Source organism: Saccharothrix obliqua (genome assembly GCF_019375475.1).
GTDB classification, from domain to species: Bacteria; Actinomycetota; Actinomycetes; order Mycobacteriales; family Pseudonocardiaceae; genus Actinosynnema; species Actinosynnema obliqua.
In genome coordinates this window covers 89,091-103,114 of sequence record NZ_JAHXGQ010000009.1, presented here as the reverse complement: position 1 = coordinate 103,114, position 14,024 = coordinate 89,091, and the positions used below count along the sequence as shown (strand labels likewise).

The following is a 14,024-nucleotide window of genomic DNA, read 5'->3' as shown; positions in this document are numbered from 1 at the left end:
TCACGGCCGCACCAGCTCCAACCCGTCCGCCGCGTCCGCGGCCTCCACCTCGGCCCGCGTCACGCCGAGCACGAACAGCACCGCGTCCAGGAACGGGTGCGACAGGGCGGTGTCGGCGACCTCCCGCAACGCGGGTTTCGCGTTGAACGCGATGCCCAGGCCCGCCGCGCCCAGCATGTCGATGTCGTTCGCGCCGTCGCCGACCGCCACGGTCTGCCCCAGCGGCACGCCCTCCTGCTCGGCGAACCGCCGCAACGCCACCGCCTTGCCCGGCCGGTCCACGATGTCGCCCAGCACCCGGCCGGTGAGGCGGCCGTCGACGACCTCCAGCTCGTTGGCGGCGCAGAAGTCCAGCCCCAGGTCGTCCACCAGCGACCGGATGACCCGGGTGAAGCCACCGGACACCACGCCGCACCGGAAGCCTAGCCGCTTCAACGTCCGGACCGTGGTCCGCGCGCCCGGCGTCAGCTCCAGCGACGCGGCCACCTCGTCCAGCACCGCCTCGTCCAGCCCGGCCAGCAGCTCCACCCGCCGCCGCAGGGACTCGGCGAAGTCCAGCTCGCCCCGCATCGCGGCCTCGGTGATCTCCCGGACCCGCGGCTCCACGCCGACGTGCGCGGCCAGCATCTCGATCACCTCGCCCTGGATCAGGGTCGAGTCGACGTCGAACACCACCAGCCGCTTCGCCCGCCGCGCCAGCCCGGCCCGCTCCACCGCGACGTCCAGGTCGACCCGCGCGGACACCTCGGCCAGCGCCTCGCGCAACGCCGAGTCCGCGTCCGCCGTGTCCGCCGCCACCGAGACCCGCAGCTCCAGGCCCGTCACCGGGTAGTCGGCCACGCCCCGGATCGCGTCGATGTTCGCGCCCAGCGCCGCCAGCCGCCGCGCCACCTCGGTGAACGCGCGCGCGGTCACCGGGCGGCCCAGCAGGATGACGACGTGGCTGGACTCCAGCCGCGCCGTGCGCCTGCCGTCCGCGCCGATCTCCACCTCGACCTGCATCGCCACCGTCGCCATCGCCTGCTCGACGGACTCCTGGAGGCCCTCGGGGTCGTGCGGCGCGGCCACCAGCACGCCCAGCACCAGGCGGCCCCGGATGACCACCTGCTCGACGTCGAGCACCTCCACGCCGTGCCGGGTCAGCACGGCGAACAGCACGGAGGACACACCGGGCTTGTCCGGGCCGGTGACGGTGATCAGGACGGGTGTGGCGCTGGGGTTGCTCACTGGTGGCTCCTCTGCCAGACAGCGACGAGCCCCGACGGCCGGGGGGCGGTCGGGGCTCGACGGTGAACCTTCGCTCAGGTTACCGGTGGTCGGGGTGGTCCTCGTCGGACGCGGTGCCGGACACCACGGCCTGGGTCGCCTTCTCCGACGGCGCCGACTTGGCCTTGTCGTGCGGGATCGCCTTGCCGGTGAACGTCACGTGCGCTTCCTGCTGCATCCGCTCGACCATGTGCGGGTAGTGCAGCTCGAACGCCGGGCGGATCGACCGGATGCGCGGCAGCTCGGTGAAGTTGTGCCGCGGCGGCGGGCACGACGTGGCCCACTCCAGCGAGTTGCCGAAGCCCCACGGGTCGTCCACGTGGACCTTCTCGCCGTACCGGTAGGACTTGAAGATGTTCCAGATGAACGGCAGCGTGGACGCGCCGAGGATGTACGCGCCGATCGTGGAGATCATGTTCAGCGTGGTGAAGCCGTCCGACGGCAGGTAGTCCGCGTACCGGCGCGGCATACCCTCGTTGCCCAGCCAGTGCTGCACCAGGAACGTCGCGTGGAACCCCAGGAACGTCGTCCAGAAGTGCAGCTTGCCCAGCGGCTCGTCCAGCATCCGCCCGGTGATCTTCGGGAACCAGAAGTAGATGCCCGCGAACGTCGCGAACACGATCGTGCCGTACAGCACGTAGTGGAAGTGCGCCACCACGAAGTACGTGTCGGAGACGTGGAAGTCGATCGCCGGCGCGGCCAGCAGCACGCCCGACAGACCGCCGAAGAGGAAGGTGACGATGAAGCCGATGCTGAACAGCATGGGCGTCTCGAACGTCAGCTGCCCCTTCCACATCGTGCCGATCCAGTTGAAGAACTTGATGCCGGTCGGCACCGCGATCAGGAACGTCATGAACGCGAAGAACGGCAGCAGCACCGCGCCCGTGGCGTACATGTGGTGCGCCCACACCGCCACCGACAGCGCCGCGATGCCCAGGGTCGCGTAGACCAGGCCGTTGTAACCGAAGATCGGCTTGCGGGAGAACACCGGGAAGATCTCCGACACGATGCCGAAGAACGGCAGCGCGACGATGTAGACCTCGGGGTGCCCGAAGAACCAGAACAGGTGCTGCCACAGGATCACGCCGCCGTTGGCGGGGTCGAACACGTGGGCGCCGAGGTGCCGGTCCGCCATCAGGCCCAGCAGGGCCGCGGTCAGGATCGGGAACGCCAGCAGGACCAGCACCGACGTCACCAGGATGTTCCAGGTGAAGACCGGCATCCGGAACATCGTCATGCCCGGCGCGCGCAGGCAGACCACCGTGGTGATCATGTTGACCGCGCCGAGGATCGTGCCCAGACCACCCACGACCAGACCGGCGATCCACAGGTCCGCGCCCGCGCCCGGCGAGTGGATCGCGTTCGACAGCGGCGTGTAGGCGAACCAGCCGAAGTCGGCCGCGCCGCCCGGCGTGATGAAGCCCGCCATCACGATCAGGCCGCCGAACAGGTACAGCCAGTAGGAGAAGGCGTTCAGCCGCGGGAACGCCACGTCCGGGGAGCCGATCTGGAGCGGCAGGATGAAGTTGGCGAACCCGAAGACGATCGGCGTCGCGTACAGCAGCAGCATCACCGTGCCGTGCATGGTGAACAGCTGGTTGAACTGCTCCTGGCTGAGGAACTGCATACCCGGGCGGGCCAGCTCGGTTCGCATCAGCATGGCCATCGCGCCGCCCACCATGAAGAAGGCGAACGACGTGACCAGGTACATGATCCCGATCTGCTTGTGGTCCGTGGTGCGGAACATCCGCAGCAGGAACGAACCCTTGACCGCCTCGCGAGTCCCGAAGGGCCGCGTAGCGATCGGCTGCGGGGCTACGGCCGTCACGGTGCCTCCTGCACTGTCTGGTTCTGGCATGGCCGGATGGCGCGGCCACCGGCTCTCCGGATCGTAGACGCCGTGGTTTCCGGGGGCGCGGCTGGGCCGGTGCTGGATCAAGGGAGGTAGCGCAGCTCACAGTGCCGGTCCGGCGTGCTCTTGCCGTTGGCGTGGCGGAAAACGGAAAGGGGAAAGCGGTGCTGGAGGAGTTGTGGGACTCGGCGGTCGTCGCACTGGGTGGACGGCCGGGGACGGCGGGTGATCTCGCGGCCCGGTACGGCGAACCGCACCGGCGTTACCACGGCACGCGGCACGTGCTGGCGGTGGCGCGGGACGTCGTGGCGCTGGCCGATGACGTGACCGAGCGGGAACGGGCCGTGCTGGTGCTGGCTGCCCTGGCGCACGACGTGGTGTACGACGGGGAACCCGGTCACGACGAGCGCGCCAGCGCGGCGTGGGCCGCCGAGCGGCTGGCCGCCGCCGGGGTCGACGCCGCCGAGGTGGTGCGGCTGGTGCTGGCCACGGTCGACCACGAGGCCGGGGACCGGTTGGCGGCGCTGCTGACGGACGCCGACCTGGGCGTGCTGGGTTCCGCGCCGGCGGACTACGGGTGGTACCGGGCGGCGGTGCGCGCGGAGTACGCGCACGTGCCGGACGACGCGTGGCGGGACGGCCGGTCGCGGGTGCTGCGGTCCCTGCTGGAGCGCGACCCGCTGTACGCGACGGCCGCGGCGCGCGACCGGTGGGAGGTGCGCGCCAGGGCCAACCTCGCGGCCGAGTTGGCGTCGCTCAGCGACCGGCCACGAGCGCGTCGAACGTCGGGAACGACTCGGCGATCGGGTTGCCGGTGAAATCGCCGACCCAGCCGTCCTCGTCGTGGAAGAACCGGATGGCCACGTAGTCCGGGCGGGTGCCCATGTCGAACCAGTGGGTGGTGTTCTTCGGGACGCTGAGCAGGTCGCCCGCCTCGCACAGGACGGCGTGCACGCGACCGTCGACGTGCAGGTAGAACACGCCCGCGCCACGCGCGAAGAAGCGGTCCTCGTCGTCGTCGTGGGTGTGCTCGGCCAGGAACTTGCGCCGCGCCCGCGCCGCCGACGCCACCCACTCCGGGTCGTCGGACGGCGTCATCTCCATGGCGTCCACCAGGGTGTAGCCCTCGGCCTCGGTGACCCGCCGCACCTGCTCGCGGTACACCTCCAGGGCGTTCTCCCGGGTCACGCCCGGCACCACGGGCCACTGCTCGTAACGCACGCCGAGCCGCTTCAGCTCGGCGGCGATCTCGGCCGGGTCGGAGGTGCGCACCACGGCGTTCTCCGGGTCGGTGTCCGGCCACACGGTCAGCAACGTCATCGCGGGTCCCTCCTCGTCTCCACCGTGAACCGCAGCAGCCACTCCAGGCACTCCAGTCGGTGACGTGCCTGGTAGAGGTCGTCACCCCACACGTACACCCCGTGCCGGGCCACTATCAAGGCGGGGACGTCGGGGCGGTAGCCGGCTTCGAACGCGTCGCCGAGCACGCGCATGTCCTGCGAGTTCGGCACCACGGGCACCACGACGAGGTCGTCGTGCGCGGCGCGGCCGAAGCCCTTCAGCATCTCAAGGTCGCGCAGCTCCACCCCGCCCGGCCAGCGCTCGGCGGCCACGACCGGCGCGAGGGCGTGCACGTGGACCACCGCGCCCGCGCCGGACACCGCCGCGATCCGGCCGTGCAGACCGGCCTCGGCGGAGGGCACGCGGTGCGGGTCGTCGGTGCGGCCCTCGGCGTCGACCAGCACCACGTCGTCCGGCGTCAGCTCGCCCTTGTCCTTGCCGCTGGCGGTGACCGCGAGCCGCAGCGGGTCGCGGTCCACCACCACGGACAGGTTGCCGGACGTGCCGCGCATCCAGCCCATCGCGGTGTACCGGGCGCACTCGGCGGCGAGGGCCGCACCGGGCGTCACAGCGCGCTCACCGTCCGATGTGGACCGAAGTCGGCGTCGGCGTGGGGCTCGCCGGGCCGCGCCACGCCCACGGTCCGCCAGCCCGCCTCGGCGGCGGCGTCCAGCTCGGCCGGGACGTCGGAGTAGAACGTCACGTCGGTCGAGCCGAGCACGGCGGAGATCGCCCGGTACGAGTCGGCTTCCCGCTTGGGTCCCGCGTTCACGGTGTCGAAGTGGTGCTCGAACAGACCTCGCAGGTCGCCGTCGGTGGTGTGCCCGAAGAACGCCACCTGGCCCGCGACGGAACCGGACGAGAACACGGCCAGCTTGACCCCGTCGGCGTGCCACGCGCGCAGGGCGGGCACCACGTCCGGGAAGAACTCGGCCACCAGGTCGCCCTCGGCGTACCCGCGCTGCCAGATGAGGCCCTGCAACGTCTTCAGCGGCGTGGCCTTGCGGTCCTCGTCCATCCAGCCGTGCAGCACGCGCACCAGCTCGGCCGTGCCACCGTCCACACCGGACAGCTCGCGGATGCGCGCGACCGCCTCGGCGACCACCGGGTCGTCGCCGTGCTCGTCGATCCACGGTCCCAGCCGCGGCCGGGCGTAGTCGTACAGCACGACCAGCACCTGGTCGGTCGCGGACAGGGTGCCCTCGATGTCGAGCACGACCCATTCAGTCATGTACTTCCTCGCCGTTGTAGTAATCGTGCAGGCGGTCGGGAGCGTACGCGCCGCGATCGGTGACGACGGTCGTCACGAACCGGGGCGGCGTCACGTCGAACGCCGGGTACCAGCCCCGCACGCGGTCGCTCGCGGTGCGCCTGCCGAGCGTGCGCAGCACCTCCTCGCCGGGCCGGAACTCGATCGGCACGTCCGCCGCGGTCGGCGCGAGCCGGTCCGGCGCCTGCACCATCGCCAGGAACGGCACCTCGAACGCGGTCGCCGCCACGGCCAGGCCGAGCGTGCCGACCTTGTTCACCACGTGCCCGTCCATGGTGACCCGGTCGGCGGCGGTGAGCAGCACGTCCACCTCGCCGGCGGCGAGGACCGCCGCGCCGGTGCCGTCGGTGACCAGGGTGGTGTCCACGCCCATCTCGGCGAGGGTCTCGGCGGTCAGCCGCGCGCCCTGGAGGTAGGGGCGGGTCTCGGTGCAGAAGAAGCGGACGTGCTTGCCCGCGGCCCGCGCCGCCGAGACCGTCTCCGTCAGGTACAGGTCGGCCCAGCAGTGGGTGAGCACGGCGCCGTCGTCGGGCAGCAGCCGCGCGGTGTGCGTGCCGAGCGCCCGGCTGCGTGCCCGGTACCGCTCGTCGCCCGCCACCGCGCCGGCGAGGGCGCCCGCCTCCACGTCGTCCGCCGCGTCGACGCCCGCGAGCACGGCCGCGACCGCCTTGCGCAACGCGTTGTTGGTGCGGCGGGTCGCCACGAACATGCGCCCGGCCCGCTCCAGGTGCGCCCGCGCCTCGGCGCGGGGCAGGCCGCGTGCCTCCCGCGCGGCCAGCACCATGCCCCACAGCACCGCGAAGTACGGGCCGGAGGACTGGGTGACCATGTCCTCCACGGCCTTGGCGACGTCGGCGGCGGTCGCGCAGCGCACCCACGTGTGCTCGAACGGGAACTTCCGGCGGTCCAGGACGTGCACGCCGTCGTCGGCGAGCCGGACGCTGCGGGCGAGGACCGGTTCCATCAGCTGTACCCGGTGAACGGGGCCGCTTCGCCGGTGAGGTAGTACGCGCCGACCTCGCGCGCCTTGTACGACACGGGGTCGTGCAGGGTGAGCGTGCGGGCGTTGCGCCAGAACCGGTCGAACGCGTAGCCGGCGGCGGTGGCACGCGCGCCGCACAGCTCGAACACCTTGGCCGTGGTGTGGTTGGCGACCCGGGTGGTGACGACCTTGGCGGACGAGATCAGGGCGGCCACCGCCGACCGCTGCGCCGCGGTCAGGTCGTCGCCGCGGTCGCCCGCCTCGCCCAGCGCCTCCGCCGCGCGGTCGGCCAGCAGGCCCGCGGCCTCGACGTCGGCGACCAGCTCGCCGTAGGTGGCCAGCACGTACGGGTCGGCGGTGGCGTGGTCCACGCCGGACAGGAACCACGCCCGGCTGGTGGCGCGGGTGTAGCGGGCGGCCTCGGCGAGCGCGCCCTCGGCGAGCGCCGCGTACACCTGGGCCAGCACCGCCTGGAAGCCCAGCGCGGCCAGCGACTGCCGGGGGCTGTGCTCGTCGTGGCGGCCGAGCACGTGGCTCTCCGGCACGTGCACGTCGTCGAACACGACCCCGCCGCTCGCGGTGAGCCGCTGCCCGATGTTGTCCCAGTCCCCCGCGTACGAGATGCCCTCGGCGCGGGCGTCGAGGGTGAAGGTGAGCTTCTCGCCGGTGTCGACGCGGGTGGCGCTGACGACGATCCGGTCCGCCACGGACGCGCCGGTGGCGAACGTCTTGCGCCCGCTCACCCGGAAGCCGCCGTCGGCGGGCGTGAGCTGGAGCGCGGCGTCGAGAGGGTTGCTGACGCCCGCCCAGAACAGGTTTTCGTCGTTGACCCGCACCGGGCCGCCGAACAGGGACTGCCGCCACAGCTGGAGGTAGTGGTAGCCGAGCAGGTGCCCGATGTTGGCGTCGGCCGCCGCGACCACGCGGGTCACCGCCTGCCGCGTGGCCCAGTCGGTGACGGTGAGCAGCCCGGAGCGGCGCAGCGCGGCCACCTCGGCCACCGGCTCGGCGCCCGCCCGGTCGCGCTCCGCGGCGTCCACGCGCAACGCCCCGGCCACCTCGTCGGCGACGGTCAGCCACTTCTGCCGACCATCGGTGCTCGTCATCGACCGCCTCCACCCTCACGACTACCCGGCCCGAGAAGGGTAGTCGCCCGCTTCCCGGCGGAACCGGGCGTTCCGCCACGTGGGAGGTCAGCCGGCGACGTGCCGGGCGCGGCTCGCCAGGCCCAGCTCCGCCAACGCCTTGTCGAGGCCGAGCCCCGGCCATGCGGACCGGGCCCGGCGCTTCGGCCGCAGCCTGCCGTGCAGGTCGTCCAGGTGCGCCCGCCACACCACGCGGTCGTGCCGCCACGCCGCCAGGTAGTCCGCGCACAGCCGGCCGGTGATCAGCCGGTTGCGCCCGCCGGCGGCCTTGAGCGCCCGCCACACCCGCTCGTTCTCGGCGGTGCGCGGGAGGGCGCGGACGCGTTCGGCGATGTCGTCGATCAACGCCCGCCGGTCGGCGATGAACCGGTCGAAGAACACCTCGTCCGCGTCGGCGGGCGAGCCGCCCTCGTCCAGCACCGCGAACAGGCCCTCGCCCAGGCAGTCGCCAAGCTCCTCGGACCGCGCGCGGACGTCGTTCGCGAACGGGTCGTAGGGCTGCTGGAGCGCCCGGCCCACCACCGCCGACGACCCCAGGCCCCGGTCGCCGAGCAGGAAGAACCAGTCCTCGTTGTAGACGTTCGGGAAGAACGACTCGAACAACGACCGCCCGACCACCAGCGCGCCACCGCCGATGAACGTCTCCTGCGGCCCGCCGACCGCCCGGTATGCGTGGCACACCACCGAGTTGTCCGGGAAGCCCTCGACGGCGAGCGCCGCGGCGTCGTGGGTGGCCAGCAGGCCGGCGGCGCGGTTGAGGTCGAGCGGGTCGGGCACCGCGATGTCGTCGTCCAGGAACGCGACCCGCTCCCACCCGACGACGCCCGCGAGCAGCAGGCCGAGGTTGCGCTTGAGGCTGGTGTCCACGCGCCGCTCGAAGACGGTGCCCGCGAGCGCCGTGGTGGTCGCGAACGGCGGCAGCAGGTCGCCGGGCAGCCGGTCGACGTCCACGGCCACGACCTCCGCGCCGCCGCCACGCGCCCGGCGCGCCACGGCGTCGGCCGACGAGTAGCGGCTGCACAACGCGACCACCACGCAGCCCAGTTCCGCGCCGAGCGCGACCGCGTGCGTCATCGCGGCCGGGTGGCGCGCGGTGGGGACGATGATCGCGTCGACCCGCGCGGTGGGCGTGGCGGGACCGGCGGCGGTGCGCAGCAGGTCGCGGTGGGAGCCGTGGTGCCGGGCCGCCCGCGCGCCGACCGGTGCGGTGGTCATCCCCCGTCCTCGGGCCACTCGTAGAGCCGGTACCAGGGCAGGTTCCAGTCCGGGGTCACCACCTGGCCGTTCACCACGGACACCCGGGTGAGCAGGCTGTAGGCGGGCAGCCCGGGGAAGGTCTTGCGGAGGTAGTCGGCGTTGCGGTCGCGGAAGCGCTCGTCGGTGAGGGCGCGCACCGCGCCGAGGGTGCCCCGGCCGTACATGCCGTTGCAGACGGTGACCGTCCGCTTGTGGTTGAACGGGTTCGGCCCCCGGTAGAAGTGCGCCACGTCCTCCTGGAGTTCGTCGCGGTCGCCGTCCCGCGCCAGCCTGGGCCCGAACACCCGGGCCGCGTCGCCGCGGCCGACGACGAAACCGCCCGGCTCGGACTCGTCGTGCCTGCCGACCTGGCTGACCGGCAGGTCCACCCGGTCCAGCAGCTCGCGGGTGACGACGTTCCAGTCCACGCCGCCGAGCAGCACCAGGTGGGAGGTGTAGTCGTCCGGGCTGAGCGCGGAGGCGATGCGGTACCGCACGCGGCTGCGCGGGTTGAGCGCCCGGATGTGGCCGTGCAGCTCGATCAGCGCGTCGAGGTCGGCGTAGGTGTACAGCTCGACGTAGTCGGGCTGGGTGGGGTCGGCGTACGGCATCCGGTCGCGCATCGCCTTGGGGAGCTGGGCGACGACGATCGTGATGTTGTTGCGGTCCGGGAAGAACCAGAAGTCCCGGCGGCTGCCCCGGTCCGCCTCGGGCGACTCCTGGCCGGCGGCGCGCAGCGCGGTCAGCTCGGCCAGCAGCTCGTCGCGGCGGCGTGCCTCGTCCGGGGTCAGCTCCTCGGCGGGCAGCAGGCGGAAGGGGCGGTCCTCGACGGAGCGCCGGGTCGCGAAGAACGTGGCGTAGGCGGCGAGCCTGCCGACCGGCGGCGCCTTGGGGTGCGTGCGGCTCTCCCACGACGACAGCAGCGGGACGCTGGCGGGTTTGTCGGCGCTGAACGCCGCCGCGAGGTCGGCCTGCGTGATGGCCACGTCCGGCCAGTGCTCCTCGCGCAACGCCCGCAGGCGGTGCGCCAGCGCAAAGGACCCACCCGATCCGACCACGTCGCAGCGCCCTTCAGTGAACTTCAGCGTATCGACTGAAGGCCGCAACATACACGATTGCGGTTAACAGGCCGGTCTGGCACCCCTCTCGCCGGGTTCTCTTGCCAGGTCAGCGGTCGGACCTTACGCTGAAAAGCGCTGAGATTTAAGTCAACTTCAGTGAGCTAAGTGAAGTTCACCCAGGACGCCATCCGGGGGTTGCCATGAACACGCTTGCCTCGTTAGCCCAGTCCGCCGGGACCACCGAGTGGGCGCCGCTGCTCGTGGTGGTCATGACGGGGGCGATGGCCCTCGTCCTCGGCCTGGTCCGGCTCCTGCGCCGCGTGCTCGGGATGCTGACCCGCGTGCTCGTCTCGGCGGGCACGGCCATGACCGGCCTCGCCACCGCACTCGCCCTGTGCACCGCCATGACCACGCTCCTCCTGGTCTACACGCGCTAGACCAGCCTTGTTCGCGCTGAACGGGCACGGCCCTTCGATTACGGTGTTGCGGGCCCGCACCGCGAAGGGGAGTCGCCCGATGGACCTGTCACGCAGATCGTTCCCGGGCGGCGGCACCGCCGTCGCGGTCGCGCACGGCGTGCCGCGACCGCACCCGCGACCGCACCTGCGGGAGGCGGAACAGCTCGTCGACTACCTGTCGCTGCCCACCTGCCCGCCCGCCAACAACACCTACAAGGAGCCCGACCAGCCCAACGTGGTGCGGTGGGGCTCGCCCGACGACGCGGCGACCTGGTTCAACCAGAGCCAGTGCGCGTCCTTCCAGACGGCCGTGCTGAAGCGCGCCCACCGATGGGCGACGACGGCGTTCTTCCACGCCCACTTCGGAACGGCCAGCCCGTTCGCCCGCGACTACCGGGCCGCGTTCGCCCGGGACGACGTGCCGCACTTCCGGCGCGTGCGCCGGGTCGCCGACCTGCGACCCGGCGACCTCGTGGCCATCGACTACCGCAACGACCAGGACACCAACACCGGTCACATCGTCATGGTGCGGTCCGTGCGCGGCACGTACCACGCGCCCCGGCCGGGCCTGAACTTCCCCGGCGAGACCCAGTACGCCGTGCAGGTCGTGGACTGCACCGCGGAACCACACGGCCTGCACGGCGTCGGCGACTACCCCGCGTTCCCCGACAGCCGGGTCGTCGACGCCACCACCCGGACCACGGGGGCGGGCTACGGGCACATGATGTTCTACGCGTCCGACGAGACCGGCGAGTTCACCCGGTACCGGTGGAGCGTGAACACCTCGTCGGCGGGCACGCACCCGCTCGACCGGCGGCCCGTCGCCGCGGCCCGGGTCGGCTGACTCAGCCGCCCACCACGTTCGCGATCCACGTCCGGTGCGCCGCGGTGCCGACGTACGCCCACGTCCCCTCCCGGCACGCCGTCGTCACGGCCCGCGACGCCACGCCCGCCAGCAGCCACGTGCCACCGGACTCGATCAGCGCCGGGCCGCCGTCGTCGCCCCGGCACGCGCCCCGGCCGTTGCCGCCGAGGCACTCCTCGCCCGCGCCGCACGCGGGGTTGGTCGCCCGCGCCGCGTCCACCTCGTGCAGCACCACCGGCGGTGGCGTGCAGCCCTCGCAGGTCAGTCCCCAGCCCAGCAGCCGGAACAGCGGTGGCCGCGGTCCGGGCGCGGGCGTCGGCGGAGCGACCGCGACCGGCGGGTGGGTGACCGGCGCGCGCAACCGCAGCAACGCCAGGTCGGCGGTCGGGTGGACGACGCTCCGCACCGCCTGCGTGAGGGTGCCGCCGGTCGTCCGGTCGGTCGAGCCGACGCGGAGGCCGATCGCCGCCGGCGCCCGGCCGGCGACGCAGTGCTTGGCGGTGACCACCCAGTCCGGGCGGATCAGGCTGCCTGCGCAGAAGTGCGCGCCGTTGGCCTGGAGGGACGCGATGAACGGGTAGGGCCGGGTGGCCTGATGGCCGCCCACGACGGCGGATGCGGGACCGGCGGTCGCCACCGGGGCGACCAGCAGCAGGAGGACCAGCAGAACACGCGTCACGACGCGCCTCCTCGGAAGTGGGCCGGGAGGCGCGTGGTCACGCGCCTCCCGGGTTCGCGGACTAGACGCGCTGCCAGAGCGCCGGGACGTTGGCCGGCTCCCACCCCGGCTGCGACGTGTGCGGCTGGCGGCACCGGTAGGTCACGCCGTCGAAGACGACCAGGGCGTCCACCGCGTACTGGACACCGGGCGCCCAGGCGCCGGCGGGTGTGCCGGAGGTCGTCGTCGTGGAGGTGGTGGGGCCGCCGCCCCCGTTGTCCCAGGGGACCTGCGTCGAGCGGTAGAAGTCGATACCCAGGGCGGTCCAGCGCGGCGCCTGCGCGCCGAGCCGGACCTTGAACGCCTCCCAGTCGTGGGTGGACCACGGCGACCAGCCGAGTTCGGCGATGGCGGCCATCCGGGGGAACGCCATGAAGTCGACGTGCGCGGGCGTCACCACCGTCTCCGTCCACAGTGGAGCCTCGACGCCGCGCACGGCCGACTCGGGCACGCCGCTCACGTGCGTGCCGGGGTTCCAGTTGTAGGCGTCCCGCACCTCGATGTACCCGGCCCAGGTCAGGCCGAGCGGCGTCGAGGCGTTGTACTTCATGTCCAGGTACGCCTTGTTGGCCGGGGACATCAGCACCTTCGCGCCACGCGCGGCGGCGGCCCGCACCACCTCGTTGGACGTGGTGGTGCCCCAATACTGCGGTACGGCCGCGGTGTCGTTGGTGGTCTTCACGAACTCGTGCCAGCCCATCGGCTTCTTGCCGTACTTGGCGACCAGCGGCAGGACCTTGGTCATGAACGTCCGGTAGTCCTGGTCGGTGGTGGCGTTCGCCTCGTCGCCGCCGATGTGGAGGTACGGGCCGGGCGTGAGCGCGGCGACCTCCCGGATGACGTCCTCGACGAACTTGTAGGTGACGTCCTTGCCGACGCACAGCGAGCTGTAGCCCACCGCGATGTCGGTGCGCAGCGCGGGTGCGACGCCGTTGCAGTTCAGCTCGGCGTACGAGGCGAGCGCGGCGTTGGTGTGGCCGGGCATGTCGATCTCGGGCACGACGGTGATGTGCCGGGCCGCCGCGTGCGCCACGATCTCCTGGTACTGCGCCTTGGTGTAGTAGCCGCCGGGACCGCCGCCGACCTGGGTGCTGCCGCCGTGGGTGGCCAGGCGCGGCCAGCTGTCGATGGCGATCCGCCAGCCCTGGTCGTCGGTGAGGTGCAGGTGCAGGTGGTTGACCTTGTGCAGGGCGAGCTGGTCGAGGTAGCGCTTGACGGTGGCCACCGGGTGGAAGTGGCGTGCCACGTCGAGCATCGCGCCCCGGTGGCCGAAGCGCGGGTGGTCGGTGATGGTCGCGCCCGGCACGGTCCACGGCCCGGTCTGCGGGGTGCGGTGCTCCACCTTGGCGGGCAGCAGCTGGCGCAACGTCTGCACGCCCGCGAACAGGCCGTCCGCCGTGTTGGCGCGCAGGGTGATCGCGGCAGCGGTCACGTCGAGCCGGTAGCCCTGGTCGCCGACCTCGGTGGGCGCGCCGTCGAGCAGCAGGGCGATGCCGTCGGTGGGCGCGCCGGTGGTGTCCTCGACCGGGAACGGGTGCCCGGTCGAGGGGCGCAGCAGCTCCGCCAGGTACTCGCCGACGCCGTGCGCCGCCGCCGCGGTGCGGATCTTCGTCGTGCCGTCGAGGGTGTGCGTCACACCCGCCGCCGCCCGCACCGAGACCGGCACGGGCACGATGGCCTGGAGCGGCTCGGCCGCCGGGGCCGGTGCCGCGTCCCACACCACCGCCGCGCCGGCGACCAGCGCCAGGGCGGCGCCCGCGCGGGCCGTCCTCGCTCGGAGTTTCACGTCGGACCTCCTCTTGCCAAGGCGGCGGCCCGTCGCCGTCCAGC

At 72.8% G+C, this 14,024-nt stretch carries 14 protein-coding genes; 3 read left to right on the top strand and 11 right to left on the bottom strand.

All coding sequences use genetic code 11. The annotated features are described in order from the left end of the window. Positions 1 to 1,227, bottom strand: coding sequence for a phosphoserine phosphatase SerB (gene serB, locus KZQ38_RS25965; RefSeq protein ID WP_219445358.1), 1,227 nt, complete (start codon positions 1,225 to 1,227; stop codon positions 1 to 3). Between the two features lie 79 nt (positions 1,228 to 1,306). Further along, the gene (gene ctaD / locus KZQ38_RS25960; protein ID WP_219445355.1) at positions 1,307 to 3,094 is read right to left on the bottom strand and encodes an aa3-type cytochrome oxidase subunit I; all 1,788 of its coding nucleotides are present in this window, start codon (positions 3,092 to 3,094) and stop codon (positions 1,307 to 1,309) included. 188 nt (positions 3,095 to 3,282) lie between these two features. Here ctaD and KZQ38_RS25955 point away from each other — a divergent pair, with 188 nt between their 5' ends. Then, the gene (locus tag KZQ38_RS25955) at positions 3,283 to 3,936 is read left to right on the top strand and encodes an HD domain-containing protein (protein WP_219445354.1); all 654 of its coding nucleotides are present in this window, start codon (positions 3,283 to 3,285) and stop codon (positions 3,934 to 3,936) included. Here KZQ38_RS25955 and KZQ38_RS25950 read toward each other — a convergent pair. The 7 genes from KZQ38_RS25950 to KZQ38_RS25920 form a co-directional block, all read right to left on the bottom strand. Beyond that, complete coding sequence (locus KZQ38_RS25950) at positions 3,875 to 4,438, bottom strand: 1,2-dihydroxy-3-keto-5-methylthiopentene dioxygenase (protein WP_219445353.1); 564 nt, start codon at positions 4,436 to 4,438, stop codon at positions 3,875 to 3,877. The two genes, KZQ38_RS25955 and KZQ38_RS25950, sit on opposite strands and share 62 nt — an antisense overlap. Further along, positions 4,435 to 5,028, bottom strand: a complete 594-nt coding sequence (mtnB, locus tag KZQ38_RS25945) for a methylthioribulose 1-phosphate dehydratase (RefSeq protein WP_219445351.1) — start codon at positions 5,026 to 5,028, stop codon at positions 4,435 to 4,437. Before mtnB ends, KZQ38_RS25950 begins: the two co-directional genes overlap by 4 nt. Then, positions 5,025 to 5,690 (bottom strand): acireductone synthase, encoded by a 666-nt coding sequence (gene mtnC, locus KZQ38_RS25940; RefSeq protein ID WP_219445349.1) that lies wholly within the window; start codon positions 5,688 to 5,690, stop codon positions 5,025 to 5,027. Before mtnC ends, mtnB begins: the two co-directional genes overlap by 4 nt. Further along, positions 5,683 to 6,693 (bottom strand): s-methyl-5-thioribose-1-phosphate isomerase, encoded by a 1,011-nt coding sequence (locus KZQ38_RS25935; RefSeq protein ID WP_219445347.1) that lies wholly within the window; start codon positions 6,691 to 6,693, stop codon positions 5,683 to 5,685. Before KZQ38_RS25935 ends, mtnC begins: the two co-directional genes overlap by 8 nt. Next, the gene (locus KZQ38_RS25930) at positions 6,693 to 7,817 is read right to left on the bottom strand and encodes an acyl-CoA dehydrogenase family protein (protein WP_219445345.1); all 1,125 of its coding nucleotides are present in this window, start codon (positions 7,815 to 7,817) and stop codon (positions 6,693 to 6,695) included. The genes KZQ38_RS25935 and KZQ38_RS25930 overlap by 1 nt, the downstream gene beginning before the upstream one ends. Positions 7,818 to 7,904: 87 nt before the next feature. Continuing rightward, positions 7,905 to 9,071 (bottom strand): hypothetical protein, encoded by a 1,167-nt coding sequence (locus tag KZQ38_RS25925; protein WP_219445343.1) that lies wholly within the window; start codon positions 9,069 to 9,071, stop codon positions 7,905 to 7,907. Beyond that, entirely contained in the window at positions 9,068 to 10,150 is a 1,083-nt protein-coding gene (locus tag KZQ38_RS25920) for an XRE family transcriptional regulator (RefSeq protein WP_219445341.1), read from the bottom strand. The genes KZQ38_RS25925 and KZQ38_RS25920 overlap by 4 nt, the downstream gene beginning before the upstream one ends. Before the next feature lie 203 nt (positions 10,151 to 10,353). Between KZQ38_RS25920 and KZQ38_RS25915 the strand changes: the two genes are divergently transcribed. Beyond that, positions 10,354 to 10,590 (top strand): hypothetical protein, encoded by a 237-nt coding sequence (locus KZQ38_RS25915; RefSeq protein ID WP_219445339.1) that lies wholly within the window; start codon positions 10,354 to 10,356, stop codon positions 10,588 to 10,590. A 79-nt stretch (positions 10,591 to 10,669) separates the two neighbouring features. Beyond that, on the top strand, positions 10,670 to 11,455 hold the full coding sequence (locus KZQ38_RS25910) for a hypothetical protein (RefSeq protein WP_219445338.1): 786 nt from the start codon (positions 10,670 to 10,672) through the stop codon (positions 11,453 to 11,455). A gap of 1 nt (position 11,456) precedes the next feature. Here the strand turns inward: KZQ38_RS25910 and KZQ38_RS25905 are convergent, their stop codons facing one another. Further along, positions 11,457 to 12,155 carry a S1 family peptidase gene (locus KZQ38_RS25905; protein WP_219445336.1) on the bottom strand — a complete coding sequence of 233 codons (699 nt, stop codon included), beginning with the start codon at positions 12,153 to 12,155 and terminating at the stop codon, positions 11,457 to 11,459. Positions 12,156 to 12,216: 61 nt separating this feature from the next. Continuing rightward, on the bottom strand, positions 12,217 to 13,980 hold the full coding sequence (locus KZQ38_RS25900) for a family 20 glycosylhydrolase (protein WP_219445334.1): 1,764 nt from the start codon (positions 13,978 to 13,980) through the stop codon (positions 12,217 to 12,219). Between the last annotated feature and the right edge of the window lie 44 nt (positions 13,981 to 14,024).

What these genes read in the sequence shown, in the direction of transcription:
- KZQ38_RS25950 (WP_219445353.1), bottom strand. Translation starts at nt 4,438, where the DNA reads ATGACGTTGCTGACCGTGTGGCCGGACACCGACCCGGAGAACGCCGTG.
- mtnC (WP_219445349.1), bottom strand. Translation starts at nt 5,690, where the DNA reads ATGACTGAATGGGTCGTGCTCGACATCGAGGGCACCCTGTCCGCGACC.
- KZQ38_RS25935 (WP_219445347.1), bottom strand. Translation starts at nt 6,693, where the DNA reads ATGGAACCGGTCCTCGCCCGCAGCGTCCGGCTCGCCGACGACGGCGTG.
- KZQ38_RS25930 (WP_219445345.1), bottom strand. Translation starts at nt 7,817, where the DNA reads ATGACGAGCACCGATGGTCGGCAGAAGTGGCTGACCGTCGCCGACGAG.
- KZQ38_RS25925 (WP_219445343.1), bottom strand. Translation starts at nt 9,071, where the DNA reads ATGACCACCGCACCGGTCGGCGCGCGGGCGGCCCGGCACCACGGCTCC.
- KZQ38_RS25915 (WP_219445339.1), top strand. Translation starts at nt 10,354, where the DNA reads ATGAACACGCTTGCCTCGTTAGCCCAGTCCGCCGGGACCACCGAGTGG.
- KZQ38_RS25910 (WP_219445338.1), top strand. Translation starts at nt 10,670, where the DNA reads ATGGACCTGTCACGCAGATCGTTCCCGGGCGGCGGCACCGCCGTCGCG.